The sequence below is a fragment of the Gemmata palustris genome (assembly GCF_017939745.1).
Classification (GTDB): domain Bacteria; phylum Planctomycetota; class Planctomycetia; order Gemmatales; family Gemmataceae; genus Gemmata; species Gemmata palustris.
In genome coordinates, this window is sequence record NZ_JAGKQQ010000001.1 from 3,978,205 (window position 1) to 4,004,240 (window position 26,036).

Annotated in this window: 21 protein-coding genes and 1 pseudogene; 11 read left to right on the forward strand and 11 right to left on the reverse strand. The window is 68.0% G+C overall.

From position 1 onward, the window contains the following. The first annotated feature begins 14 nt into the window (after nt 1-14). From J8F10_RS16415 to J8F10_RS16445, 7 genes and pseudogenes are all read left to right on the forward strand, one after another. A complete protein-coding gene (locus J8F10_RS16415; protein ID WP_210655380.1) occupies nt 15-2,354 on the forward strand; it encodes a DNA polymerase in 2,340 nt (779 codons plus the stop codon). A 257-nt stretch (nt 2,355-2,611) separates the two neighbouring features. Then, entirely contained in the window at nt 2,612-3,532 is a 921-nt protein-coding gene (locus J8F10_RS16420; RefSeq protein ID WP_210655382.1) for a hypothetical protein, read from the forward strand. A gap of 435 nt (nt 3,533-3,967) precedes the next feature. Further along, nucleotides 3,968-6,514 (forward strand): excinuclease ABC subunit UvrA, encoded by a 2,547-nt coding sequence (locus J8F10_RS16425; protein ID WP_210655384.1) that lies wholly within the window; start codon nt 3,968-3,970, stop codon nt 6,512-6,514. Between the two features lie 272 nt (nt 6,515-6,786). Next, nucleotides 6,787-7,605: pseudogene (locus J8F10_RS38980) on the forward strand (IS701 family transposase); the annotation flags it as partial. A 232-nt stretch (nt 7,606-7,837) separates the two neighbouring features. Beyond that, entirely contained in the window at nt 7,838-8,992 is a 1,155-nt protein-coding gene (locus J8F10_RS16435; RefSeq protein ID WP_246523402.1) for a Gfo/Idh/MocA family protein, read from the forward strand. 1,509 nt (nt 8,993-10,501) lie between these two features. Next, nucleotides 10,502-10,918: a DUF6941 family protein gene (locus J8F10_RS16440; protein ID WP_210655386.1), complete on the forward strand. Its 417-nt coding sequence runs from the start codon at nt 10,502-10,504 to the stop codon at nt 10,916-10,918. Beyond that, on the forward strand, nt 10,919-11,134 hold the full coding sequence (locus J8F10_RS16445; protein ID WP_210655388.1) for a hypothetical protein: 216 nt from the start codon (nt 10,919-10,921) through the stop codon (nt 11,132-11,134). Between the two features lie 51 nt (nt 11,135-11,185). Here J8F10_RS16445 and J8F10_RS16450 read toward each other — a convergent pair whose 3' ends face one another. Then, complete coding sequence (locus J8F10_RS16450; protein ID WP_246523404.1) at nt 11,186-11,341, reverse strand: hypothetical protein; 156 nt, start codon at nt 11,339-11,341, stop codon at nt 11,186-11,188. Between the two features lie 150 nt (nt 11,342-11,491). Here J8F10_RS16450 and J8F10_RS16455 point away from each other — a divergent pair, with 150 nt between their 5' ends. Together J8F10_RS16455 and J8F10_RS16460 are read left to right on the forward strand one after the other, a co-directional pair. Beyond that, on the forward strand, nt 11,492-11,680 hold the full coding sequence (locus tag J8F10_RS16455; RefSeq protein WP_210655390.1) for a hypothetical protein: 189 nt from the start codon (nt 11,492-11,494) through the stop codon (nt 11,678-11,680). A 448-nt stretch (nt 11,681-12,128) separates the two neighbouring features. Beyond that, nucleotides 12,129-14,291, forward strand: a complete 2,163-nt coding sequence (locus J8F10_RS16460; protein WP_210655392.1) for a hypothetical protein — start codon at nt 12,129-12,131, stop codon at nt 14,289-14,291. Nucleotides 14,292-14,630: 339 nt separating this feature from the next. On the opposite strand, the gene J8F10_RS16465 is transcribed toward J8F10_RS16460, so the two are convergent. Next, the gene (locus tag J8F10_RS16465; protein ID WP_210655394.1) at nt 14,631-14,894 is read right to left on the reverse strand and encodes a hypothetical protein; all 264 of its coding nucleotides are present in this window, start codon (nt 14,892-14,894) and stop codon (nt 14,631-14,633) included. Nucleotides 14,895-15,320: 426 nt separating this feature from the next. Between J8F10_RS16465 and J8F10_RS16470 the strand changes: the two genes are divergently transcribed. Further along, nucleotides 15,321-17,273: a PQQ-dependent sugar dehydrogenase gene (locus J8F10_RS16470; RefSeq protein WP_210655396.1), complete on the forward strand. Its 1,953-nt coding sequence runs from the start codon at nt 15,321-15,323 to the stop codon at nt 17,271-17,273. 664 nt (nt 17,274-17,937) lie between these two features. Here J8F10_RS16470 and J8F10_RS16475 read toward each other — a convergent pair. Both J8F10_RS16475 and J8F10_RS16480 read right to left on the reverse strand, forming a co-directional pair. Beyond that, nucleotides 17,938-18,759, reverse strand: a complete 822-nt coding sequence (locus J8F10_RS16475; protein WP_210655398.1) for an RNA polymerase sigma factor — start codon at nt 18,757-18,759, stop codon at nt 17,938-17,940. Nucleotides 18,760-19,490: 731 nt separating this feature from the next. Further along, nucleotides 19,491-19,727, reverse strand: a complete 237-nt coding sequence (locus J8F10_RS16480; protein ID WP_210655400.1) for a helix-turn-helix domain-containing protein — start codon at nt 19,725-19,727, stop codon at nt 19,491-19,493. 216 nt (nt 19,728-19,943) lie between these two features. On the opposite strand from J8F10_RS16480, the gene J8F10_RS16485 reads away from it, so the two are divergent. Continuing rightward, nucleotides 19,944-20,333 carry a hypothetical protein gene (locus J8F10_RS16485; protein WP_210655402.1) on the forward strand — a complete coding sequence of 130 codons (390 nt, stop codon included), beginning with the start codon at nt 19,944-19,946 and terminating at the stop codon, nt 20,331-20,333. A gap of 308 nt (nt 20,334-20,641) precedes the next feature. Here J8F10_RS16485 and J8F10_RS16490 read toward each other — a convergent pair whose 3' ends face one another. The 7 genes from J8F10_RS16490 to J8F10_RS16520 all read right to left on the reverse strand — a co-directional run bounded on the left by J8F10_RS16490 (nt 20,642) and on the right by J8F10_RS16520 (nt 26,019). Then, a complete protein-coding gene (locus tag J8F10_RS16490; RefSeq protein ID WP_210655403.1) occupies nt 20,642-20,818 on the reverse strand; it encodes a hypothetical protein in 177 nt (58 codons plus the stop codon). 52 nt (nt 20,819-20,870) lie between these two features. Further along, a complete protein-coding gene (locus tag J8F10_RS16495) occupies nt 20,871-21,152 on the reverse strand; it encodes a hypothetical protein (RefSeq protein WP_210655405.1) in 282 nt (93 codons plus the stop codon). A gap of 115 nt (nt 21,153-21,267) precedes the next feature. Next, nucleotides 21,268-21,852, reverse strand: a complete 585-nt coding sequence (locus J8F10_RS16500; RefSeq protein ID WP_210655406.1) for a hypothetical protein — start codon at nt 21,850-21,852, stop codon at nt 21,268-21,270. Nucleotides 21,853-21,918: 66 nt separating this feature from the next. Beyond that, nucleotides 21,919-23,304: a hypothetical protein gene (locus J8F10_RS16505; RefSeq protein WP_210655408.1), complete on the reverse strand. Its 1,386-nt coding sequence runs from the start codon at nt 23,302-23,304 to the stop codon at nt 21,919-21,921. 33 nt (nt 23,305-23,337) lie between these two features. Further along, the gene (locus J8F10_RS16510) at nt 23,338-23,625 is read right to left on the reverse strand and encodes a hypothetical protein (protein ID WP_210655410.1); all 288 of its coding nucleotides are present in this window, start codon (nt 23,623-23,625) and stop codon (nt 23,338-23,340) included. A gap of 72 nt (nt 23,626-23,697) precedes the next feature. Then, nucleotides 23,698-24,570 (reverse strand): hypothetical protein, encoded by an 873-nt coding sequence (locus J8F10_RS16515; protein WP_210655413.1) that lies wholly within the window; start codon nt 24,568-24,570, stop codon nt 23,698-23,700. A gap of 60 nt (nt 24,571-24,630) precedes the next feature. Next, nucleotides 24,631-26,019 carry a hypothetical protein gene (locus tag J8F10_RS16520; protein WP_210655415.1) on the reverse strand — a complete coding sequence of 463 codons (1,389 nt, stop codon included), beginning with the start codon at nt 26,017-26,019 and terminating at the stop codon, nt 24,631-24,633. Nucleotides 26,020-26,036: the final 17 nt, after the last annotated feature.

The following is a 26,036-nucleotide window of genomic DNA, read 5'->3' on the forward strand; positions in this document are numbered from 1 at the left end:
CGGAGACTTTGGCCGTGAAAATCGAGTTCGGAGGGCGCAACTTCGAGTTCCGACCGTGGAAGCCCGTGCTCGGGAAGGTATTCACGGGCGCGTTCACGTTCGACTGCGAAACGGCCCGCATCAGCGACGAGTTCCCCTGGCTCACGCCCCCGTACGTACTCGGCGCGGCGTTCGGCGGCGCCGAGGGGTACTTCGTCACCCGCGACCATGCTCCCGCGTTCCTGGCCGCGCACCCGGGGGAGCAACTCGTGTTCCACCACGCGCCCTTCGACCTGGCCGTCCTTGCGCAACTTTGCGGCGCCGGGTTCGACGGGTACGACCGCGTGGACGCGAACCGGGTGTGGGATACGCTCCTCTTGCACAAGCTCTTCGTACTCGGGACCGAGGGACACACGGCGGACCGCCCGGGTGAGTCCACACTCGAGGCGTGTGTGACCCGCTATCTGCAACTCGAGTTACCCAAGGACGTCCGGGGCGCGAATGGCAAGGACGTCCGGACGTCCTACGGGCGGTGGCTGACCCGCGAGCCCTCCGAGATCGAGCCCGTGTACCTCGAGTACCTCGCCCGAGACACGGTCGCTACCTGGGGCGTGTTCCGGCGCCTGCGCGCCCTGATCACCTCGCTCGGGACCGTCGCCCGTACCGTTTGGGGGTTCGTTTCGGGCGCTTGGCTGGAGCGCTGCTGGGAACGGTATGGGCCCCTGACCCACCACGTACAACTCAAGGGCGCGATTGCCCTGCAGGCCGTCACCACCAACGGGCTGCGGATCGACGTCGCGGCCCGCGAGCGCCTCGTGCCCGTACTCGAGTGCGAACGGAACCGGTTGCGCACGTCCCTCCGCTCCCAGGGGTGCCTGGTCAGCGGAGCGGGCTCGAACAAATCGCTCCAAACCAAGTTACAAAAGCTGGAGGGGCAGTACCCCGGGATCGCGTTCCCGCGCACCGACGGCGCCGCGTACGCCACGAGCGCCGACGCGCTGTCCGAGTTGGTGGGGGCGGTCCCGTTCGTAGACGACCTGTTGGCCCACCGGGCGGTGGACAAGTTGCTCTCGTCGTTTGTCGCGAAGCTCGACCGGGCCGAGGTGCACCCGTCGTTCCGGACTCTGACCCGGACCGGGCGGACGAGTTCCTTCGGCGACCTGAACGCTCAGAACTTGCCCCGGGACGACCGGGTCCGGAGCTGCTTCGTGCCGCGCCCCGGGCACGTGTTCCTCGACCTCGACTATAAGACCATCGAGCTGGTGTGTCTGGCCCAAGCGTGCCGGTCCCAGTTCGGGCTCCGGTCGCACATGGGTGAACTCATCAACGCGGGCAAAGACCTGCACCGGGAACTCGCCGCGCGGGTCACCGGGAAGCCGGAGCACGAGGTCACGGACGACGAGCGCGGCAAGGTCAAGGCGGTGAACTTCGGGAAGCCCGGTGGAATGGGGGACCGGGCCCTCCGGGCGTACGCCCGGGCAACGTATGGGGTCGAGTACACCGAGGACGAGGCGAGCGAACTGTCGGAGTACTGGCTGGACCAGTTCCCCGAGATGCGCGCGTTCCTGGCCGACGCGGTAAACGTCCCCGAGCGGTTGGCGCACGGGCTCGACCTGACCGCGGTGGCGCACGCCGAAGAAACCGGGGACGCACGGTTGGTCCGACACCCCGAGAACCGCGCCCGGGAGCACGAACCGAACCAGGTCCTCGGGATGATGTGCCTGAAGGTACTCGGACACGAGAATCCCACAACGGGAGCCGGTCGGCCCTATTCGGCCGAGGACCTGGAATTCTTCTGGTCACGGCTCGAGCGCGTGAGCGGCGAACTCGCCCCGAAGCACGCCCGGGCACTTCGGAGCCGCCAACCCTCGCCCGCGTTACAGCGCGCGGTCGCGAGCCACTTCGGCCGGGCGGGAGTTTTTACCCTCACGGGCCGGCTCCGGGCCGGGGCGAGTTACACGGCCCGACACAACACGATCTTCCAGGGGCCGGCCAGCGACGGTGCGAAGCTGGCCCTGTGGCGCGTGTGGCGCGCCGGGTACCGGGTCGTGAACTTCGTTCACGATCAACTCCTCGTCGAGGTGCCCGCGGGCGCGGACCTCGCGGCGCACGCCGAGCGCATCAAGGTGGAGATGATCGCGGGCATGGCGGACGTCGTCCCGGAGGTCAAAGTGGACGTGGACTTCGCAGCATCGGAACGGTGGCACAAGAAGGCCAAGGCGGTCTTTGACGCGAACGGCCGGCTCGTGCCGTGGGTGCCAGCAGGTGGCCTCGAATCCGCACCGCCCGGCGCGACGGGTTCGCACCGCGAGGTCACCGCACCGAGTCCGTCGCAGATGAGTGTTGCGGCGATTGGTCTCGAATTAAATAGGTAATTTTGGATGATATACGGATATCAAATGACGCATTTATTTCTGCTTCTGAAACATCAATAAGATATGCGATCAGTAAAATCCCATTGGGCTGCACAATGACCACACGCGCACGAGCCCGAGCGAACCGCCTGAATTCCCTCCAATCGACGGGCCCGCGAACGCCCGGCGGAATCACACGTTCGTCACAGAACGCGGTGAAGGCGGGGCTGTTCTCGAAATTGCTCATCATTCCCGCACTCGGCGAGTCGAGTGAGGAAATGGACCAGTTTCGGCACGCCACGATCACGGATTTGTTACCGGTCGGCGCCGTCGAGCGGGAACTGGCGGACCGCGTCGCGGGGTTGATGTGGAGGCTGCGACGGGTCGCCCGACACGAAGCCGCGGCCCTGTCGGTTCCGTCGGCTTTGCTCCCGCCCCGCCCCGACGAGATCGGGGCACGGGAAGTATTCGCACCGGGGCGCCCCGTCCCGTCGAACGCTACCGTCGTCGATCGACTGGCCGATTTGCGGTACGCACAGGAATCCAGTTCCTGCTGGCAAAGCCTGAATCGGGCTGCGGCCGCTGCGGTTGGACCGGGCAACGCTCCTCGCAAGCCACTCGACGCAATCGCGGTTGAGGAAGTGTTGGGCGCGTCACTCGTTCTGCTCGATCGAATTTCCGGCCCGGACCCGTGGCCCGCGGCACTGGCCGCAGCCGGGTCCAAGCGAAACGAGGTTCATCGGGTGCGCTGGACCCGGGGGCGGTTGTTTCGGGTACTCAGGGTGGCCGCTGGGTTGGCCGGGCTCGATCTCAAAACCGTTGTGACCGGAATCCGAGCGGAACTGGCCGAGCGAATCGCGAACGCTGAACGGCGCGCGGACGAACGCAAGCAAGAGGAATTGAAACTCATCGCAGAGGTGAACGAAGAGCGGGCGACGTCCATCGCGGCTCAGTTGTATGTCGACGAGGCTCTCATTCAGCGGGTCGCACGGGCCGAGAGCCATCTGGCCCGCGAATTGGACCGCACCTTGGGAATGCTTGCGAAACTCCAGGGCCAACGGTGCATCGAGTTCGGCGCCGGGGCGCACCCGTGCCCGGTTGGGTTCGTTTTGCAGGACGCGCCGCCAGAGGGCCATACGACGGAAGATTTGACGCCCGGTTCCGCAATCAGCGTCCCGGCCGTTTGTCGGCCCCGGTGAATCGCGTTGCTCCGAAAATGAACGGATGGCCGCAATCCGGGTTACCCCAGAATGACCAGAAATCACGGGCTTCGATTGAGCGGTTCACACTTGGCCCGGATCGATAGTTGGATAAAAAGGCGGCGGGCAGATCGGAGGCGGTAATCGAAGCGAGTGACATGAGCCGAGTACATCCTTCTGCGCGCTCCCGGAGCGCCTGCACCAAGCTGCGCCGAAGCCGGGACGCTGAAATTACCGTGCCATAACATTCCGCTTCTCGTTCGTCTGTTGCAAGTGTTCAGCGCCGGCACGTCGAACCCGCCGCCACCACGAGTGCGACTTGCTCTACGGCCCTCGAAAAGTGGGCGGCATAAATTCTGCACCACGAATCCCTCGTGATGATGTCACTGCACGTGTGCCCTTCCGCGCCATCCGTTGTGACTGTGAGCTCCTGGGATGAAAAAGACCGGTCCCACGTTCACCCGCTTCGCCGCCGGCCGCTCTCCCGCCGGATTCGTGCGCGTCCGCGGGGCCCGCACGCACAACCTGAAGGACGTGGACGTCGATGTACCCCGCGACGCGCTGGTCGTGTTCACTGGCGTGTCCGGCTCGGGCAAGTCGTCCCTCGCCTTCGGCACCCTCTACGCTGAGGCCCAGCGACGGTACCTCGAATCGGTCGCCCCTTACGCCCGCCGGCTGTTCCACCAGTTGAGCGTCCCCGAGGTCGATTCGATCGACGGGCTGCCCCCGGCGGTGGCCCTTCAGCAGCAGCGCGGCACGCCGACCACGCGATCGTCGGTCGGCAGCGTCACCACCCTGTCGAACCTGCTCCGGATGCTGTACTCGCGGGCCGGGGACTACCCGCGCGGCCAGCCGCTCCTGTACGCCGAGTCGTTCTCCCCGAACACGCCCGAGGGTGCGTGCCCGAACTGCCACGGCCTCGGCCGGGTGTACGACGCGACCGAGGCGTCGATGGTGCCGGACGACGCGCTCTCACTGCGGGAGAAGGCGATCGCCGCCTGGCCCGGGGCGTGGCAGGGGCAGAACCTCCGGGACATCGTCACCGCGCTGGGCATCGACATCGACGCCCCGTGGCGGGACCTGCCGAAGAAGGACCGGGACTGGCTCCTGTTCACCGACGAGCAGCCGCAGGTCCCGGTCTACCCGCACCAGAGCCTGGACGAGGTGAAGCGGGCGCAGAAGCGGAAGGAGCCGCACGACTACCTGGGCACGTTCACCAGCGCTCGGCGGTACGTGCAGGAGACGTTCGCGAAGTCCGAGAGTCCGCTCATGAAGCGGCGGGTGGCCCCGTTCCTGGTGAGCACCGACTGCCGCACCTGCCGGGGCAAGCGGCTCCGCCCCGAGGCCCTGGCCGTTACGTTCGCCGGCCGGGACATCACGGACCTGTCCCGCGAGCCGCTCGAGCGGCTGGCCGCGATCTTCCGCCCGTTCGCAGACGCGACGTCGCCGGGGCGCAAGAAGCGTGACGCCGAGCACCCCGAACAGGGGGAGGTCACCCGGCGGATCGCCCAGGACATGAGTGCCCGTCTGGGCGTGCTGCTCGACCTCGGGCTGGGCTACCTGACGCTGGAGCGGAGCACCCCGACCCTGTCGCCGGGCGAGTTGCAGCGGCTGCGGCTGGCGACCCAGGTACGCTCGAACCTCTTCGGCGTGGTGTACGTCCTCGACGAACCCTCCGCGGGTCTGCACCCGGCCGACACCGAGGCGCTCTTGCGCGCCCTCGACCGACTGAAGGCGGCCGGGAACTCGCTGTTCGTAGTCGAGCACGACCTGGAAGTGATCCGCCGCGCCGACTGGATCGTGGACGTCGGACCGGCGGCGGGCGAGCACGGCGGCCGCGTACTTTACAGCGGCCCGCCAGACGGGCTCAGGACGGTCGAAGAATCCCGGACGCGACCCTTCCTGTTTCCCGGGCAAGCCGCCAACTGGCGGGAGCCCCGGAACCCGAAAGGCTGGCTCCGACTCGCAGGGGGCACGCGGAACAACCTGCGGGACCTGGACGCCGCCTTTCCGCTCGGCGTGCTCACCGCCGTGACCGGTGTGTCCGGGTCGGGGAAGTCGAGCCTGGTCAGTCAGGCGCTGGTGGAACTCGTGGCCGGGCACCTCGGGCAGCCCGCCCCGCCGGAGGACGACGGCGAGGAACTGGAGCATGCCCCCGCGTCTCCGGTCGGGGGCCGGATCGTCTCCGGGATGGAGGCGGTCAAGCGGCTGGTCGTGGTGGACCAGCGGCCGATCGGTCGCACCCCGCGCTCGAACCTGGCCACGTACACCGGGCTGTTCGACCACGTCCGCAAGCTGTTCGCGGGTACGAAGGCGGCGCGGGCCCGGAAGTACGACGCGGGGCGGTTCTCGTTCAACGTTGCCAAGGGGCGGTGCGAGACCTGCACGGGCGAAGGGTTCGTGATGGTCGAACTCCTGTTCCTACCGAGTGTTTACAGCCCGTGCCCGGCCTGCCACGGCACACGGTACAACGCGAAGACCCTCGAAATCGAGTACCGGGGCAAGAACATCGCCAACGTACTGGGGATGACGGTGGACGCGGCGTGGGAGTTCCTGGCCAACGAACCGCACGCCCACCGCTCGCTCGGCGTGCTCCGGGACGTCGGGCTCGGTTACCTGCGGCTCGGGCAGGCGGCGACGGAGTTGTCCGGTGGCGAGGCGCAGCGGATCAAGCTCGCGACCGAGTTGCAGCGGGCCGAGCGCGGGACAACGCTTTACGTCCTCGATGAACCGACAACCGGGCTGCACCCGGCGGACGTGGAGCGCTTGATGTTCCAGCTCGAAGGGCTAGTCGGCGCGGGGAACACGGTGGTCGTGGTCGAGCACGACATGCGGGTCGTTTCGGGGAGCGACTGGGTGATCGACGTCGGCCCGGGTGCGGGCGACGAGGGTGGCCGCGTGGTCGCGACGGGAGTACCGAGGGACGTGGCGCGGGCAACCGGGAGCCGGACGGCTCCGTACCTGGCGCGCTTACGTGGCTAATCCGCCTTACTCGCCGGGCGCAAGCGACTCTGAATAGGCGTGCCTACCGATCCTGTACGATTCCGAGATACGCAAACATGGTCAGTGGATCGGTGGACGCCAACCATTTCGCTTCGGTCATCGGTCACCCTCTGGAACCGCAGCCAGCGTGACCGATCCGGCGCCCGGTGCAAGCGCGATGCGTTTCCGCTCGCTGCGCCATGAAACGGTACAGCTAACACTACTCCGTTAGAGGTGTGCATCGCCCTTTAGTTTCAGCCCTCTAACGGGTTATGAAGACATTCACCCCCGATCTCGATCCGGCCGTTCTGGAGCGCCTGCGTGAGTACGCGGCGCGGTTCGCGTCCGATTTCCCGCAGTCCAAGCCCGCGTGTTGGGCCGGTGTCTACCTCCAGGGGTTGCTCCTCGACGGCGAGCGCAAGAGCATCGAGCCCCTGTCCCACCGCGTCATACGGCCGCCCGAGTTGACCAGCACAGATCCCGAGCAGGCACTCCAACAGTTCGTGAACCAGAGTCCCTGGGACGACCAGAAGGTGCTGACCCGGTACCGCGCCCTCATAGCCGAACCGTTCGGTTCGCCCGAGGGCGTGTTCGTCCTCGACGACACCAGTTTCCCCAAGCGGGGCCGACATTCCGTCGGGGTCCAGCACCAGTACTGCGGGGCGCTGGGCAAGCAGGCCAATTGTCAGGTCGCGGTCACGCTTCACTACTCCGGCCCACGCGGGCACTTCCCGTTGGCCGTACGTTTGCACCTGCCCGAGAGCTGGATCGACGACACCACGCGGATGGACGCCGCGGGCGTGCCTGAAGAGTTCCGGGTCGCCAAGACCAAGGGCCAGATTGCTCTGGGGTTGATCGACCAGGTGCGTGCCGAAGGGATCAACGGCGGCACGGTGGTCGCCGATCTGGGCTACGGAAGTTCCGTCATGCGAGCCGGGTTGGCCGAACGTGGGTTGCATTACGTCGTCGTCGTGCCGGCCGCCAGCGTGGTGTTCCCGAACGAGCCGAGCTGGGTTCACCCGCCGCGCACCGTCCGTCGCCCGATCGCTGGGTTCTGGACTCGAAGTCGTCACCGCCCGTGTCGGCCGAGGTGGTGGCGAAGGGGCTGACGTTACGGCGAGTGAGCGGTGCGGCCGTGACGAAGGGGATGTTGGAACTGGCTCACCCGTGCGGGACCAAAGTGTCTCTGCCTCTGGAGTGACCCAAGCACAGATTCACAGTTGTGTCGACTCCGCCCACAACGTGACGAGCGGTTCTGGCACGGGGCGGAGGGCGCGCGAGTTGCATGCCGTCCACGGCCCGCCAAACCGAGGTCCGTTTACGATGGCCACTTCCACCGATCCCACGCGCCGCACGTTTATGGCCGCTTCCGCCGGACTCACGGGACCGGGTCTCTTTGCGAGCGCTGATGAACCGCCCCTGGCGCCGCCGGACAAGCAACCGCCCAACTTAAAGCTGCCCGAGTTCGTCGGGAAAACGGTCGGGTTCGCGATCGTGGGGCTGGGCCAGTTGGCCCTGGAAGAAATCATGCCCGCGTTCGCGCAGTGTAAACTCGCGCGCCCCACCGCACTCGTCAGTGGGCACCCGGATAAGGCCAAGCGTGTTGCCGCGGCCTACGGCATCGACCCGAAGCACATCTACGATTACCAGAGCTACGACCGTCTCCGGGACGATGCGGCCGTCGGCGCCGTTTACATCGTCCTGCCGAACAGCATGCACGCCGAATACACGATCCGCGGGTTCAAGGCGGGCAAGCACGTGCTGTGCGAGAAGCCGATGGCCCCGACCTCGACCGATTGCAGGGCGATGATCGCCACGGCGAAAGAGGCGAAGCGACAACTGATGATCGCGTATCGGCTCCACTACGAGCCGTTCAACCGCGCCGTTATGAAGCTGTGCGCCGACAAAGCCATCGGTGCCGTGCGGACGATCCTCGCGACCAACTGCCAGGTCACAAAGGCCCCGAACATCCGACTCAGCAAGGCGCTCCGGGGCGGGCCGCTCGGGGACGTTGGCATCTACTGCTTGAATGCGGCCCGGTACATCACCCGCGAGGAACCGATCGAAGTGGCCGCGTTTGCGGACGAGCCGACGGACACTCCACGCTTCCGTGAGGTACCCCGGAGCGTCGCGTTCGAGCTGCGATTCCCATCCGGCGCGCTGGCCCACTGCGACTGCGGGTTCGACGCGGCCGAGAGCCGGTGGTTCCGGGTCAACGGGAGCACGGGGTTCGTCGAACTGGACAACGCGTTCGCCTACCGCGGACAGAAACTCGCCGTCGCGCGCGATTCGGGCCGGGAAGAAATCAAAGTGCGGCCAGTGAATCACTTCGCGGCCGAGATGGACCACTTCGCCGAGTGCATCCTCCAAAGCAAGGCGCCGGCCACGCCGGGTGAAGAAGGTCTCGCGGACATGTTAGCAATTGAGGCGATCCAGGAGGCCGCAGCGAGCGGCCGGATGGTAAAGGTAAAGCGCTAATGTCGCGGGTGCTCTCGAATTGCAGGTGATTCGGTTAGCATCGGGCATGAATCTGGTTCCTGCTCGGATTCGGCGTCAGGTGAAACAAATGTTTCACCTGACTTCAGGTCGCGCAAAACTGTTGGTTGGGTAACGCCCACCACGTCCGCGATCGCCCGCGTGCTCAGCCCCTTCTCGCGCAACCGGCGCACGCGCTCAACGCGATGCATTCGGTCTTCGTGGCGCCGGTCGTCGTTGAGGAGGTTTCAGTTGTCAACTTCTGGTTGATGACTGACCACGTCCGGAACGCAAATTTGCGTTTCGGACCCCGCGGTGTATCACGATCTCCTTGATACACGCCCTGTCGACAGAAGCGGGAATTCCCGTTTCGGTCCCAACCGTTGCGGGGAAGGCAACGGTTCCAGTCATGAACTTCTGGTTCACAACTCCCTCCCCGCACCAACCCTGAACTTCTGGTTCACGGTTCCAGTCGTGTCGATCGTCAACACAACTGCCCCGCGGCGCCAACCGTCAACTTCTGGTTGACGGTTCCAGGTGCCAACTTCTCGTTGGTGACTGCCCTTCGACCGGAATTCCGGTCGATTGGACCGGCGTCTCACAGTCGGCCGCGATTCCGGGTTGTGGGCCAGAAGCCCGCAACTGCCAGATTCTCGGTGGCGACGGGGCAACCGCAGTGTTGGCCGCGAGTTCGGCTCGCTTCTCGCGCCGCTTGATTCCCACAGCCGCTTGGTGAACGGTGACTCCACCTTGCTTGACTTGCTCAAAGAGATCCGGCGCCTTCTCGGAAACCATTTCGGCCGTCTGAATGTTGCGAGCGCTGACACCAACTTCGCGGGCCGCTTGTTCACGGGCACGGCCCGCCCGATCGTCGATCGGTTGTGGCAAATTTGCCACAACCGATCCGGTCGCTCGACTAGCTCTTGCTGCAGGGCTTTTCTTGTCCCCACCCGAATCTCGTTGCCGTTCCGCGGCAGGCCCCTCGTACCGCTTCTTCAGTTCCACGCCGACCGCGGCCAGTTGGGATCGGCTCATGTGCCTGTGCCGGAGCGCGGCCCGGAGCATGTACACTTCGGGCTTGTCCCCGCGCAACTCCGCGTTACACACCGGGACCAGAGTGATGCCCGCTTCTCGTGCCGCCCGGAGCCGGGTGTGAACCCCGTGTTGTTGCCTTCTCCGCAACAACTGCCACCTTCTCGGTGTCGGTTCCACGCTCGAGGTGCGTGGGGGAGATCACCACGCAGGTTCAGATCTATGTAAAGGAGTTGGTTACGCAGGTGGCCGTTGGCGAAGTGAAAGGTCGGCTGGGTTGCCCCTTGTGCCCGGCCGAAATCCCGACAGGTGACGGCCCTATTTTTGTTCGCACGGCGGGCTAGCCCAGTTAGGCCCACATCAATAACTTGTTACCTCTGACAGAAATTAAAATCAGAGTTGCACCGGGTGCCACAGCGCGGATAAGTTGACCGCTAGGGACATCACGTCTGTGCGGTAAGCCCTGCTGGTGCAACAACTATGACCGGACCCGAACCAGTTGTCCTGGCGGTAGTGCTCTGTGACGCGGTGCATACGGACCACGCGACGGGCAAGAGAACTTTGCTCGGCACGTTCTCCCGAATCAACGCATCTCATTTTCCCGTGACGCACCCGCGAATGGCGGTCTATGTTTGCTTAACCGAGTGCCACGGTGATCTACCCCTGACGTTCCGCATCGCCGACGCGAGCGACGACCGGGCGATCTTCGAGGCGTCGAACGTGATCGAGGTAGGCGACCCGTTAGCGGTCGTTGAGCTGGACATCCAACTCGGGGCGCTCACGTTCCCGAGCCCGGCGAGTACCGAGTTCAGATTCTCGAACGGGCCACCGCTCATGGAACGGCGGCTGCTCGTGGTTCCCATAGCCGTTCCGGATCACGCACCAGAGGGCGGGTAGATGCCGGACCAGTCGCCTCGATCCTTCACCGCACCGGGTGTCAGCTTCAGTTTCGCGTACAACGTTCCCGTCGCCCCCGTCATCTCCACCGATCCCGGCCCACAAGACACCATCACCGGCACCCTGTGCCCCAAAGCTGTTCAACTCGTGCGCGCGAGCGGTGTGCGAGTCCGCCCGCATTTCGTGATTGAGGATCGCCCGCGCAAGCCGCGCTGAACACACGTGAGCAACTGTCACGGGAGCCGAGCTGTTCCGTTTCTATTCGCCCTACTCCTTCCCGAGCACCAGGTCGACGACCCAGCACCCGCGCACGTGCGGTCCCGGCCCGCGGCAGTGGTCGAGCACGTCGGTGCTGTCGCACCCGGCGTCCTGGAGTGCGTCGGCCAGGATCGGCATCGCAGAGAAGTCGCGCGACTCGTACATCTGGGACGCGAGCGCGAGTACGGTGGAGGTGCGCCACGAGGGAGATAACCTCGCCGAATAAAACAAGCTCCCGAACACGTCGCGAAAGCGGTCACATATCCAAGGATCGGGGGAGGGCATGTCCTGCGGTTGAAGGTTTTGGAGGGCAGAGTGCAGTTGCACGTAGTAGGCGGCATCGAACTCACCGAGTGCCGCAAGAACTTCCTCGGCTCGCTGTGCTTTCTCGTGCTCCCCTTGGCTTCGCCACTGCCGGACTGCCTGCATCCCTTTTTCGCGCGCCCGTACTCGCTCCTCGTTAGTGGCAAGCCCGTCAGCAAAACGCTCGGCCAGCTCGATTAATGCAGTGAGCCACGGATCATTAGACACACGGCCCCGTGACTCACAACACAAAGTAAGGCGGTGCTTCCGGGGGGGCAGGCGGCGGCTTATCCACTGCATGAAGGTTGCGGGGTTGTCGCACGCCAGCCATTCCGCTTCGGTCATTGGTCGCTCCCTAGAACCGCTCCCAGCATGACCGATCCGGCGCCCGGTGCAAACCCGCGCGGGCGGACCGATCCTGGTGTCAAGAGGACGACCTCGGGGTCACTCCGTGGGCGTTCTCGTTTTCAATTCGGCCGACCGTTTGGAGATCAGGTGTGGACACGCGATGCGGTCGTTCTGGGCCGTCGCTCATACGTCTGAGCGTTCCGAAAAGAAAGTGCGTTTTATGAACGAGATCGTCTCAGTCGGCCGCTACAATGACGGCCGTCTGGCCTGTACCAATCCGATGCGTTTTTGGGACCCCACGATGTTCGCCTCCGCGCGCCACCGAATCCCGCTCTGTTTCGTGCTCGCCGCTGTGCTGCTCCCCATCGTCGTCACAGGGCGGGTGCGGGCGACCGATCCCGCACCCGCCCCGGCACTCAACAAGGTACCCGCCACCGCCGAGACCTACCATTCGGTCCTCCGGCTCGGCGAAACGATCGAACTGATCGGCCGCAGCCGCGCGTGGCAGCGGTTGTGGAACGACCCGGTGGTGAAAGAGCTCCGCAAGAAGGCTATGGAGAAGTTCTCCGAGCCGGGCAACGACGGGGCGGCCGCGTTGCGTGCGTTTCTGACGGAGCCGGCCAACGCCGAGCTGCTCGGGCTCTTGCTGGACGCGGCGTCGCACGAGGTCTTCGTCTCCACCGGGACCGGCACGGGCGACCTGCTCTCTTTGGGACAGGAGCTCCTCGGCGGGGCCAAATACGGTCCCGCCTTCCTGAAACTGGCGGGGCGGGACGGCGGCGACGCGAACGCGGCCCGCGCCCGGATCGTCGTCCGGTCGCTCGCCGAACGGCCGGAACGGTTGCGGGTTCCGGAACTGCTGATCGGGTTCAAGGTGAGCGACGCGGCCAAGGTCAAGGCCCAGTTGAAGCGGCTCGATCCGCTCGTCGCCGGGGCACTCGCCGATACTCCGCTCAAGGGGCGGTCGAAGCGCGCCACGGTGGACGGGGACGAGTTCCTCGTGCTCGAACTCGACGGGTCGCTGATCCCCTGGGACCAACTGCCGATCGCCATGCTCGAAGAGAAGGAGGGCGAGTTCGCCCCGTTGATCAAGCACCTCAAGGCGCTGAAACTGACCGTCTCCATCGGGGTGCGCCAGGGTTACCTGCTGGTCGCCGTCGGCCCGTCCACCGACCAGCTGGCCAAGTTCGGCGGCCCCGGACCCAAGCTCGCGGGGCTGCCGGAGTTCAAGCCGCTGGCGGAACTCGCCGGGAAGCCGCTGACGGCCGTCGGCTACACCAGCGCCGCGGTCCGGCGCGCGACGGGCACCACCGCCGAAGACGTGACGGCTTACGGGGACGTGCTCAAGGCGGGGCTCGAACACGCGGACCTGCCCGATGACTTGCGGAAGGCGATCGAAAAAGACGGCGAAGCGCTGCTGAAGTCGATCGCCAAGGACATCACGAAGCCGGGCGCGGCGACCTCGTTCAGCTTCCGCACCGCGCGCGGGTGGGAGACCTACGCCCACGACTACTCGCCCGCCGCGGCCGGCGAGTCGCGCCCGCTCACCCTGTTGAACCACCTCGGCGGCGACCCGCTGATGGCGGCCGTGTGGCGCTCGGGCACCACGGTCGACGACTACCGGGCGGCGGTCAAGTGGGCCAAGATCATCGCGGGCCACGTCGAAAAGGTCGCAATCGCCAAGGCACCGGACGCCGAGCCGATCATCAAGTCGGTGCGCCAGGAGATTTACCCGGTGCTGCAAGAGTTGAGCGACGTGACCGAGCGGCTCTGGCTGCCGGCCCTCGCGGACGGACAGGAGGCCGTGGTCCTCGACGCCAAGTGGTCCAGCAAGCAGTGGCACGCCGCGCTCCCGACCGACCGGCCGATGCCCCTGCCAGAACTCGGCATCGTGGTCGGGGTGAGCGACCGGGAGAAGCTCGAAAAGGCCCTGGAAGGGTACCTTGCGGGCGCCAACAAGCTGTTGGGCAAGGCGCGGGAACTGGCACCTCCGGGATCGATCCCGGAGTTTGAAATTCCGCGGCCGAAGGTTGAGACCAAGGGGGGGCGAACCTTCGCGCACTACCCGCTCCCGGCGGGGTTGGGGGTGGACGAGCAACTCCAGCCGACCGGCGGGCTCTCGGACAAGGTCGCGGTCCTGGCCCTGTCGCGCGGCCACGCCGACCGGCTCCTGAGCGAAACGCCGCTCGCGGCCGGGCTGGCGCCCTTCGCGCGCAAGGCCGCGGACTCGGCCTTCTACCTTAACTGGGCCGGGATGGTTGACACGGCCGCCCCGTGGGTCGATTTCGGCCTCCGCACGGTCGCCGCGGGAGGGGACGCGAAACAGAACGAAGAGGTGGCCCGGAAAGTGACTGGCGCCCTGAAAATCTTCCGCAAGTACGGGTCGGTAACCTACCGCCAGAACGGAGCCACCGTCACCCACAGCGAAGCCATCTTCCAGGACGTTCCGGCGGTTGAGAAGTGATTCTTCGCTCGAGATCGCGGGCCGGGAGTGCATTTCCCGCGCCCGGTCATCCCGGCGGACGGCGACGCTCTCGTCGTCGCCGTCCGCCGGGATGAAGTAGTCGGTGAGTGCCCCGCCTCCGCCCGAAGATTTAGCTCGCCGGCCCGACCGCGATACTAGCACGCGACGACGACAACCCGATCCGTCAGCAATGCGCGTGGTTGAGGGTGTGCCGATCCTATCTCTCGTAGACCGGGAGTGTGATGACCGGTCATCATACTCCCGACACTCACCCGTTTTCCTGACCGTGTCGGAGTTCCTCCAACCGACAGGTCCAATACCTGAAGCAGATGTGCTCTATCAGCGCTCCTCGAACCGGATGTCGGTCCAGGCCGGGACGTGGACCCCGTTGACCGCATACGCCTCGTGGTGAACGACCCGCAGCGTCCCGCGCACGGTGAGCGTCTTTCCCTCGCGCGCCTTCTTGGTCCGGTCCCCGATCAGTGACACAGTGCGCTCCTGATCGTCACCGTCGCGCAACACGGGACCACAGATCGTGCGCAGTTGGCCGTTGACGGGCCACGTGTACGCGGGCGCGTCCACGACCGTGAACCGGATCGTCACGCTGTCACCCGCGAGGCGCGCGGCTTGATCCGGAGTGAGTGTGTCGAATTTGATGACGGGGCGATGGGCTGGGCGCCCACCAGGGTGCAAAAGATGAGTGTGCTCATGGGACCGATTGGAGCAGACGAGCGCGCGGAATGCAATAACGTGGCCGGGATCATGCGGTGGCGGGCAGGCTCGGTTGCGCTCGGGCCGGCGCGGGCCAGGATTCCATACGCTCGGGGAGCGGTGCTGAGATCGCTACCTGCCTCGGGTGCTACTGGAGATGGAATGCCGATCATATTGAGTGGCTACTCACGAGACCAACTTCGCGCCCCGAGCGAACCTTCGTGATGTGAATTCGCACCTCAGGGGGCGGGTATAATACGCGGCGAGGGTTTGCCACTTCTTCCGCTCGCGCCCGTGGTCGCCCGCCGAGGGTTACGCATGAGAGTACATTCCCGGTGGGCCGCGCGGCTGCGCTGCGAGGAGCTCGAGGCACGCGAGACGCCCGCGGTCGTCGCAGGGTTTACAGAGTCGGTGCTCGCGTCGGGGCTAGTCCAACCGACTGCGATGGCGCTCGCGCCCGACGGGCGCATCTTCGTCGCCGAAAAGGCGGGCGCGCTCCGGGTGGTGCAAAACGGCTCCGTACTCGCGACCCCGTTCCTCACGGTGGGCGTGGACACGGCCAGTGAACGCGGCCTCATCGGTGTGGCTCTCGACCCCAACTTCGCTGCCAACAACTTCATCTATGTCTACTACACCACCAGTGGTACACTGGTGAACCGGGTCAGCCGGTTCGTCGCGAACGGGAACACCGCGGCGGGACCGGAAACCATTCTGCTGGACAACATCCCGTCCACGAACGGCAACCACAACGGTGGAGCGCTGGTCTTCGGCGCGGACGGCAAGCTCTACGTTGGCGTCGGCGATGCGGGGGTGAGCAGCAATTCACAGTCGCTCACCAACGTGTCGGGCAAAGTGCTCCGCATCAACTCGGACGGTACCATTCCGAGTGACAACCCGTTCTTCGGAACCGCGACCGGCGACAACCGCGCGATCTACGCCCTGGGGTTGCGGAACCCGTTCACGATGGCCGTTCAGCCCGGCACCGGGCGGTTGCTCATCAACGACGTCGGCGGCACTCAGTTCGAGGAGGTGAACCAAGGGGCCGTGGGGGCGAACTACGGGTGGCCGACCACCGAGGGCGACTTCGACCCTGCGGCCCTCCCGGGCTTCACCCGTCCGGTGTACGCGTACGCGCACGGGAGCGGCCCGCTGCAAGGGAATTCGATCGCGGGCGGGGCGTTCTACAACCCCACCACTGCATCGTTCCCGGGTGCGTTCGTGGGCGATTACTACTTCGCGGACTTCGTGAGCAGCCGCATCTTCCTCCGGGACGAAAGTTCGGGCGCGGTTACCACGTTCGCCGACCCGACCGCCGGTTCCGGCGTGGTCGATCTGGACGTGCTGCCGGACGGCCGGTTGCTGTACCTGAGCCTGAACACCGGGCGCATCTACCAGATCGCCGCGACTGGGCCGACGGCCCCGGCGCAACTGATTGCGGTCGGGACCGGCCCGGGCGTCGCGTCCCGGATCGCTGCCCTGAGCGCGGACGGCACCACGCGATTCACCGTAACCGCCTACGCGGGGTACAGCGGCGGGGTGCGCGTCGCGAGCGGTGACGTGACCGGCGACGGGGTGGAAGACGTCGTCGCGGGGACGGCCCCGGGGGCACCGCCACACGTAAAGGTGTTCGACGGCGCGACCGGCGGGCTAGTGCGAAGCTTTCTCGCATTTGATCCGGCGTTCCTGGGCGGGCTGTTCGTCGCGAGTGGCGACGTAAACGGCGACGGCCGCGCCGACATCATCGTGGGCACCGCAACGGGCGCCTCGCACGTGAAGGCGTTCGACGGGGTGACGGGTGCTGTGATCCGCAGCTTCCTCGCCTACGACGGGTTCACGGGCGGGGTAACGGTTGCCACGGGGGATGCGAACGGCGACGGGCGCGTGGATATCATCACTGGCACCGCCACGAGCGGGGCGCACATTAAAGTTTTCGACGGCGCGAGCGGGGCGCTGTTGAACAGTTTTTTCGCGTTCAGCGGGTTCGGCGGCGGGGTGTCAGTCGGGTTCGCGAGCGGTAGCGTCGTGGTGGGCGCGACGGCCGGTCCGCCGCACGTGAAGACGTTTGTTGGCGGGGCGGAACAGGGGAGCTTCTACGCGTTCGATCCGGCGTTCCAGGGGGGCGTGCGTGTCGCCGGGAACGGGGCCCTGATCCTCGCGGGCGCGGGCGCGGGAGCAGGGCCGCATCTGAAAGGCTTCTCGGTTACGCTCGTCGAGTCGCTCAACCTGTTCGCGTTCGACCCGGCCGGTACGGGTGGCATCTTCGTGGGTTGAGGTGCCTTCTCGGGCGCGCGTTTCCGCAGACGGAAGTGACGAGAAGCAGCACTCGGACCGTCGCCATCGAGCCTTGCGGGCGACCGGTCTGTGCTGGCCGCGGAGCCGGTAATCGTGCCCGTCACCTACGGGCTCGCGAACGGGGTCTAGTACAAGATCAAACAATGGATGCGCGGGCTGACAGATCAGGAACGCAAGGGCATGCCGGTCGTGTTCCTGATCTGTCAGCCCGCGACGCGCTACTACCAGGTGATGACGCGGAGCGAGTAGATGCCCGCACTCGTCGATGATTTGGATGAGTAGGGAGCCGACATCGCAATTTACGGGCAGGGGGCGAGACAATGATGTGAAAGATCGCCCTTCACTACCGGAGATTATCGTGAAGTACGAGGTGATTTTCTCTGATGAACATTCTCCCCCAGGCCGCACCTGTACGCTCGGCGGATACACTTCCGTGAGACAACGTCACAACGAACTGATCGGTCGACATGAAACCGATGGTGCTGAGCTGCTCGCGCGGCAGAATGTTGACGGAGTGTGAGTCGTAGACGGGGATTTCCGTGCCGGGCACTCGGCGCCTAATCCCATGACAGTAGCGGTGAACCGGCGGTACACGGTACCGCCGGCCCAAATCCCTTCCATGTTCAGTCTCGTCGTCAGCCTATCAATGTTTCTCGCCCTTTCCCTCTACCCCTTCTGCGTGCCCACCGGCCCCGTGTTCTTCTTTTCCGTGGTGCATTTCTTCGGCGGCTTCACGCTTCGCCAAAATGCCGTTACGCAGCGGACGGATCGCAAACACGTCCACGATCCGCGGTCCGTCGGCCCGGTACGAGAGGTACGCCGGGCGCCCGCGCGAGGGGTCGTCGGACGATGCGAGGAACACGCGGCCCAGGTGCGCGCGGAACCCGCCGAAGTCCGTCCCGTAGGTGCCGTCTTGAGTGGGGCCGACCGCGGAGCCGGGGCCGCGCGCGATGAGGCTGTTGATACGGAGCGATGCGCCGCCGACGTACCCGCCCTGGTCGAACCGGGTCACACTGGGGACCGCGAGCCGCGCGAGTTCGCCGTCGATCGCCCGTACGAGTTCGCGCGCCGTGAGTTCGACGAGCGGGTCCGCGTCGGGGTGCGGGTGCGGCACGGAGGCCCTTTCCAGGGCCTCGCGACGGGCGGTGCGCGCGTGCGTCTTCCGGGCCTGCCGGAGCGCGACCACGTACAGCCAGTCGGCCAGCCCGGTACGGCCCCCGAGCCGGTGCGCGGACCGGGCCAGGACCAGGAACGTCGCCTGGAACACGTCCTCGGCCCGGTGCCGGTCACCCAGGTGCCGGCGCGCAACCCCGAGAACCAGTGCCCCGTGGCGCTGGACCAGGGCGCGGAACGCGGCCGCGTCGCGCCGGGTCGCGTACCGGGTGAGCAGGTAGTGGTCGCCCGAAAGATCCCCGGATGGCCCGAGGTGCCGGATCACACTCGTCAAGTAGGTCGCAGATCCCACAATCGATCCTCCGCCGGGAGTCGGAATCTATCTGAGGGCTCCCGGCCCGTCGGCACGCGCATTTTCCCAAATCTCGACGAAAAATCGAATCCCGGGTCGAGGTGGGGCGCAGGCGTTGTTGGGATTCAAGCAAACGAGCTACTGGTTCGACGCGTTCAAGCCCCGAAATAGCGAGAACCGAACGGTGAGCGCGCCGTAATGATGCGCGCCCCTCCGAACCCCACGACGGCGGTTCCCGGTAGTTTGTGCGATCTGTTCAGCATCTTCTGACACTTCGGACCCGTTCGGTGTAATCAACAGATAGAGACATTCTCTCGATCTCCCGCCAGCCCGCCGGTCGCGACGCGAAGGGCGTGGGGCTTACCCCGAGGTGCCCTGATACCGTCCATCCGCAGCCCCGCCACACTTATGCCCGAGGAGCGCGTTCACGAGTTCGTGCGGCCCGGCCCGCGACCGGGCTTGTGCGCCTCAGCTCGACCCTCCCACCCACGGATCCGGAACGCGCTCTGAATTGGTTTGTGGTTCGCCCACCGATCTCGAGTAAGAGCGGCGAACCGTGCTCGGGTGCCGCTCCCGCAATTATTGAACGAAACCTCGATGTGTCAGCCGGTGTGATGTAGCAGGGGCCGTACGGATCGTACGACGGCAACCACGCTGCGCTCGCATCGGGGCCCGAGCGCGGTCCCTGTATTCGCGACCTCACAACCGCGGTCCCGGGCCAGGGGTTTTCTTTACGCGCCCGGATCGGGTTCGGTGAGCAGTTCGGCCGGGGGCACCCGGAGCACCCGCGCGAGCTTGCGCAGGCTCAACAGCGCCACGTTGCGCTCCCCGCGCTCGACGCTACCGACGAACGTCCGGTGCAGCCCGGCGCGCTTGCCCAGTTCGGCCTGGGTCAGCTTCAGGGCCAAGCGCCGCTCGCGCACGCGATCACCGACGCCCTGGAGGAATTGTTTGTCGTCCCGGTTCATACTGGACAACCAGCATCCGGGCGCTCAAGATGTGTTTAAGTAGCATTCTGCCGGCGAGACCCCGGTCAACCGAGACGGGGCGAACTCGACTCGGGCCGCCCGGTGATCGCGACCGGGGCGGAAACCGCTACGAGCCGGGGTTCGGTTCGCGCGGCCCCGTCGGGAGCGGGGCCCCCGAGCGCCCTACGGATCGCTTGAACCCAACGGAGAGGTCCCATGTCGACGATCGCCTATCGAACACTCACCCTGGTCGGGTGCGCCCTGGTCGCCACGACGGTCGTGGCGTGCGGGGGCGGGGGGGAGAGCACCGGCGGGGGCGGGTTCTTCGCGCGCGACCCCGCGCGCCCGGTGGTCGCCAACACGCAGCACGATTACCACGCGTTCGGCGACTCGAACATGATCGTTACGGTCCGGAACGTCGGGGGGGACGGGAGGATCAAGGTGATCGTCACGGCGTATCGCGACAAGGCGCGCACGAAGCGCATCGACAGTTGGTCCACCCTGGTGTACCTGAAGAAGGGCCAGGAGGCGACCGTTACCGTCCCGCTCCGGGGGCTCTCGGAAGGGCTTGGGGCGCACGCGCGTACCGAGGCCGTGGCCGACTGAGTGACTGTCTCATATGCCTCAAAATCGCGGTAGTTTTGCGTTGTCACTCGCGATTTCCCAGGCTTTTTCGCGCAAATGAGACAGTCACTGAGACGTGCGGGACTCGCGACCGCAACCGGGCCACCGTTGCCCCGGTGCGGTACCGGGCAACACGATTCGGGAAACCGCGACAGTACCGGTCGCCTCGAATGGTGTAGCCGTTCGCCCGGCGCGACAACTCGCCCCCACCGGTGCTCGAACCCGTGCAACGCGGACCGAGGGCTAAAAGGAACCCGCGGCCGGGCCACCGGCCCGCGGGTCATAGCGCCTCACCACCCGCGCCGGCCGGCGGCCCAGCGCGTGTTGCCCGTGTGGGTGTTGAATACCATGATCAAGACGAACGTGACCCCGAACGCGGCCCACGAGCCGAACCCGAGTCCGACGAACGCGGCGACCAGCGCCGCGAGGCCCGTGTACAGCCCGTTCAGCTTCTTTCGTGCGCTCATGTCTGCGTCCCCAGTAAGGTCTTCAATCGGAACACTTCGCTCCCGGCGGCTCTCACCGGCTCCGGCGCCTGCTCTCCCTGGAGGGCAACGCGACCGGGAGCGGGCCCGGCGCGGGCGCTGGGGGCGCGGTCGCGCGCTCGAGTTCTTCGGCCCGGCGGCGCAGGTCCTCGGCGACCTCGGGGAGCCCCTCGGCCGCGCACCCGGCGGCCAGGCGCCTCAACCCGGCCGACCGGCCCGCGCCGGCGCTCAGGGCCTCGGCCTCGAGTTCCTGGACCGCGCGCACGGCCAGGAGCACCTTGACCCGGTCCACCAGTGATCCGAACAGGTGCCACATCGCGCACCGCCTTTCGAGTGGGGTGATGAAACGATCCGCTCGGTTCGCCCGGCACTTCCACCGTACACGAGCGGCACCGAGTACCAGAGTTCGGGTGTGCCCACGCGGGGGCTCGTTAAGCCCCGTTCGCCGGGTCCGAGGGACCCGTTGTGTTCCGCGCGGCGCGCACCAGCCGGTACCAGACCCCGGCCCCGAGTACGAGGGCTGTGGTGCCGGCGCCGGCCAGCGCCGCGACGAGTTCGGGGGGCGCGAACCGGCACCCGAGTCCGATCACGAGCCCGATCGCACCCGCGCTCGGGACCGCGCGCCCGAGGCCCAGTGGCCTCCCGGTACCCGACTCCAGCACGGCCACCGCCGCGCGGTTCGCGCGCACGAAGCGGGCCGTTCGCGCCGCCGCCGCCGAGGTCGCGCGCCGGCCCCACGCGCGCAGCCCCGCGAGCGGGTTCGGAATCCGGCGCCTACGCGCCGGCCGGTTCGGGGCGGGCGCGGGCGCTTCGGGCGCGACGAGCGCGCGGACCACGGGGTCGCGTAAGGCCCCGAGGATCGCGTCCCGAACGGCCCGCTGGGTGCCCTCGCGGCACGCGTCCGTGACCACCGCAGTGAGGCCCTCGGCGAGGCCGTCGAGGATCGCGTCGAACCGGTCCAGTTGCTCCGCCAGTTGCTTGCGCCGCGCGGGCGCCTCGATCGAGACACTGGTCATGGTCCGCTCTCCGTTGGGGTGAGTGAAGGCGCCCGGGCCACACGGGGCCGGAGCGCCGACCGGGCGTCACCGGGCGCCCAGGTTCAAGTTCTTGAGCCCGGCCCAGACGCTCGCGAGCACCTTCTTTTCCTTGCGCCCGGCCCGTAGCGCCGCGACCAACCGGGCCGCCTTCGCCGCGGCGTCCCCGAGTGCGGCCCGGAGGTCCTCGGCCGCGACCAGCGGGTCGGGTGGGTCGCTCGGCGGGGGCGCCGGGTGTCCGGGCGCGGGTTCGGGTCGGGCCGGGGCACGAGGGGTCATCGGGTCACTCCTTTCGTCGAGAGCAAGGATAATGTCACCCGCGCCCGACGGCTCGGGGCGGATTTCGGGCTCCGTGGGAGGAGCAACGAAATCGGGACCGAGGGCCGCGGCCAGCACGGTGACGCCCGGCCCCGAGGCCGCGACCGGTCGGTCCGGACCCAGGCGCAGGGCCCCGCACCCGAGCCCCAGCATCGTGCCCAGCGCGCGCCGGTTCAGCGCGACCCGGGCGGCCGGACCCGCGACCGGCGAGCGCGCCAAGACGAGGTCCCGAGCCGTGTTCGTACCTGCGGCGCGGGCCCGGACCGTGAGCACGCGGTCCGCGTCGAGCGTCACCGGGCGGTGCTCCTCGGTGCCCCCCCGCAGCCCCGGCAGAGCCGCGAGCAGGTCCGCCGCGTCGCGCGCGTCGAGGGTCACGGTGGTCCGCGCGGACTGGGGGATCGCGCCCGAGACGTCGGGGAACTTCAGACCGGCGGTGAGTCCGAGCCACACCGTCACGTCGCCGAGCGATACGACCAAGTGGGCCGCGGTGCGCCCGACCCGGACGTCCGTCTCGGCTCGCACCTCGGGGCACCCGAAGAGCGCGAGCGCGGGCACCAGGACGTCGCCCGGGAACGGGAGCGCGAACCCGTCGAACACGACCGCGACGGTGCCGTCGGTCCCAACTACCTGGCCCGCGCCCCCGCGCACCTGGACCCGACTCAGCGCGTACCGCCCGTCCGCGCGGCTCGTGACGCGACCGGCCCCGTGCAGCGCCGCCCGGAACGCCGCGCCGACCGGGGCCGGGTCCGCGGGGTGCGGGAGCGGGTTGTGGTGCTCGCCCGGCACCAGGAACTCGACCGGGACCGACCGGGACGCGCCGCGCTCGGTCCACCGCGCGGTCCCGGTGCCGGGCCCCGTCGGTTCCAGGCGCACCGGCTCGGGTTCCGGGCCGCCGATCGCGTCGAGTACGGCCATCGGGATCACCAGGACCTCGGCGGACCCGGGGCCGGGCCCGGACAGCTCGAGGGCCGCGTCCGGGAACGCCGCGGCGAGCGTGACCCGGCCCCGGGCCCGGCGCACGACCACCGCCGGTGCCGGGCCGCGCGGGCGCCCCACCACGCACTTCGGTGCCAGAACCCGGAACCGGCGCGCGAGGGCGCGCGGGATCGCGATCATGGGTCGCTCCACGTTCGAGTGAAGGGGATCGGTTCAGTCCGCGCGCCACCCCGCGTCGACCAGTTCCTCGGCCCCGTCGAATACCTCCTTGGGGAGCGCCAGGAACGCGTCGAGGCGCGCGGGGAGCGCGAACAAATTGGTGCGGAACACGGTCGCCGAGTACCCGGTTAGGCGCGCGGTCCGGGCGTCGAACACCAGGCCCAGTTCCTCGGTCCCGCGCGTGCGCCGCACCACGGGGAGGAACGGCCAGTGGGGCCACAGGACCGGGGCGGTGAGGACCAACAGGGTCCGGTCCCGGTCCGGGTCCGGTGCGCGGGTCATGAGCTCGCCTCGAGTGGGGAACGGGCCGGCCCCGAGAGCCGGCCCGAGGGGCGCGAGAACGTTCGCGCCGGTTCACGCGGTCGGGACCGGTTCGCCGGTCAGGTGCTCGACCCGGGCCCGCAGTTCGTCGCCCGCGGCCTCGAGGGCGCGCTCGAGCTCGACCCGCTCGCCCGCCAGGTACTCGGCGTATGCCTGCACCTTGAACCGGGTCGCGCGGATCCGCTCGGCCGCCCGCGCGAGCGTGTCGGGCCGGGCGTCGGTCCCGAACTGGGCGACCGCGGTCCGGTGCTCGGCGATCACCGCCGCGAGCCCCTGGGCCACGGCCGCGGTCACGCTCCGGTCCCCTTCGCCCGTGCCCGCCGGAACGGGGAACCGCAGGAGCCGACCGCCCACCCGGTTCAGGAGCTCCTGGATCCGGTCCGTGAACGCGGCGTGCCGGTGCGGGACGAAGTACGTGCCCCCGGACGGGCGGATCGGGAACAGGTCGGCCTGCCGCTCGAACAACTTCTGGATCACCCGGGTCACGTCCGAACCGGTGCGCACCGCGATGCACCGGTCCAGTTCCTCTTGTGCCAGGGCGGCCAGTCCGGGCAACGCGCACGACACGCTCCCGGTCCGCTTGTCGAGCGCGAGCATGGTCTCCAGGACGTACTCGAACCGGTCACCGGCCCGGGACTCGTGGGTGAACTGGAACGTGATAGTGGTCGGATCCTCGGCCACCGGGCGGATGATCCGCCGGTCGCTGAGTTTCTTGCACGCGCGGGCGAACGCGTGGCGCGGGGCCAGTTCGCGGGCCACGCCCGGATCGAGGCCCGACGCGCCGAGCGCGCCCACCAGGGCCGCGTGCGGGACCGCGAGCCCGGGGCACGCCCACGCGATGATCTCGCCCAGCAGGCGCGCGCCCGGTGCGGGTCCGGGCGCGGGGAAGCACAGTTCCGTCGTCATGAACGGGCTCCGTGGGATCGAAAAGGGGACCACTCCGGTGCGGCGCTATCCGGCTATCGGCTACGGTCCGAGCGCGAGGACCCGGCCCACGGCGGGGCCGGTGGGGTCGAGCGCGGGCACCACGTGGACCTCGTCGCACGCGGCCCCCAGGTCCCCGGGCGCGCTCCCGACCACGAGCCCGAGCGCGCGCACCCGCGCGGCCCGGCGCCAGGCCCCGAACCGGGTGCGCAGGTCGGCCGGGATCCGGACCCGTGCGTCGGTCACGAGGACCAGGTCGGTGGCCCCCGGCGGGGCGCCGAGGTCCCGGTACATCCGGGGCAGCTCCTCGAGCGGCAGGTCCAGGTCCGAGCCTCGGCCGATGAACGCCCCGAGCCAATCGCACAGCGCCCCCCCGTCCCACCGCCCGGGGGGCAGCCCGAGGAGCCGTTCCCCGCTGGCCCCGGAGTACGCCACGAGCGCGCACCACCGGCGCTGGTGCCGCGCGACCCACGCCAGGGCCAGGGCCAGGGCCTTGGCCGCGTGGACCTTGGCCCCCTCCATCGAGCCCGATTCGTCGACCACGACCACGATCGGCCCCCGACCCACCGGCTCGACCGAGCGGTGCGCGCGACACAGGGACTGACGTTCGGTGACGCGCCGCAGGGCGTCGAGTTCGAGTTCGGGGATCACGAGCTTGACCAACTCCGAGGGCAACAGGCGCCCGACATCGCCGCCCGGTTCGACCCCAACGGTATCGTCGAACCCGGGCCCGGTCCTCGCACGCTGCCGGGCCCGGGCCACGCGCCGAAACCGGCCCGCGAGGGCACAGATCGCGCGCAGCCCCGGGTCGTCGCGCACCCGCCGGAACAGTTCGGCGATCGCACGGGGGTCGTTGCTCCCGGGTGCGCCCGGCCCCAGCCCCAGGGCCGCGGCGGTCTCCTTCAGCTCGGTCACCTCCCGGACCGCGCCGACCAGGGCCTTACTTGCGGCGCGCAGGGTCGCGCCCTCGGGTTCGGTACTCGGACCCGCCGCTCCGTGTGCCCCCGGCGTGCCCGGGGCTGGAAGTGCCGCGAACTGTTCGGCAAAGTGCCCGGCGGCGAGCGCCGAAGCGGTGTCGTCGAGCCGGGTCGCGGCGTGCAGGGCGCGGTATTCGGGGGTCCCGAGGAGCGCCTCCAGGAACCGGTACCGGCGCGCGTCGGCGCACCCGTCGCGGAGCCGCGGGTCCGGGTCGAACGCGGCCGCGAAGAAGTCCGCGGCCCCGAGCGCGTCCGCCCCGGTGCGCCGCAACCGGTCGCTCTCGGCGACCAGATCGCGCCCGCGCCGGAGCCCCCACGCGTCGACCTCCAGGGCCGTCGGATGGAGTGAGTTCCCGAGCCCGGCCGCGTCCACGGCACGTGGCTCGGGACCCGTCGGGGCGCGGGCCGGCTTCGCCCCCAGGTCGAGCAACTTCAACATCTCGTTCGGGTCCACGGTGGTCTCCGGTGAGA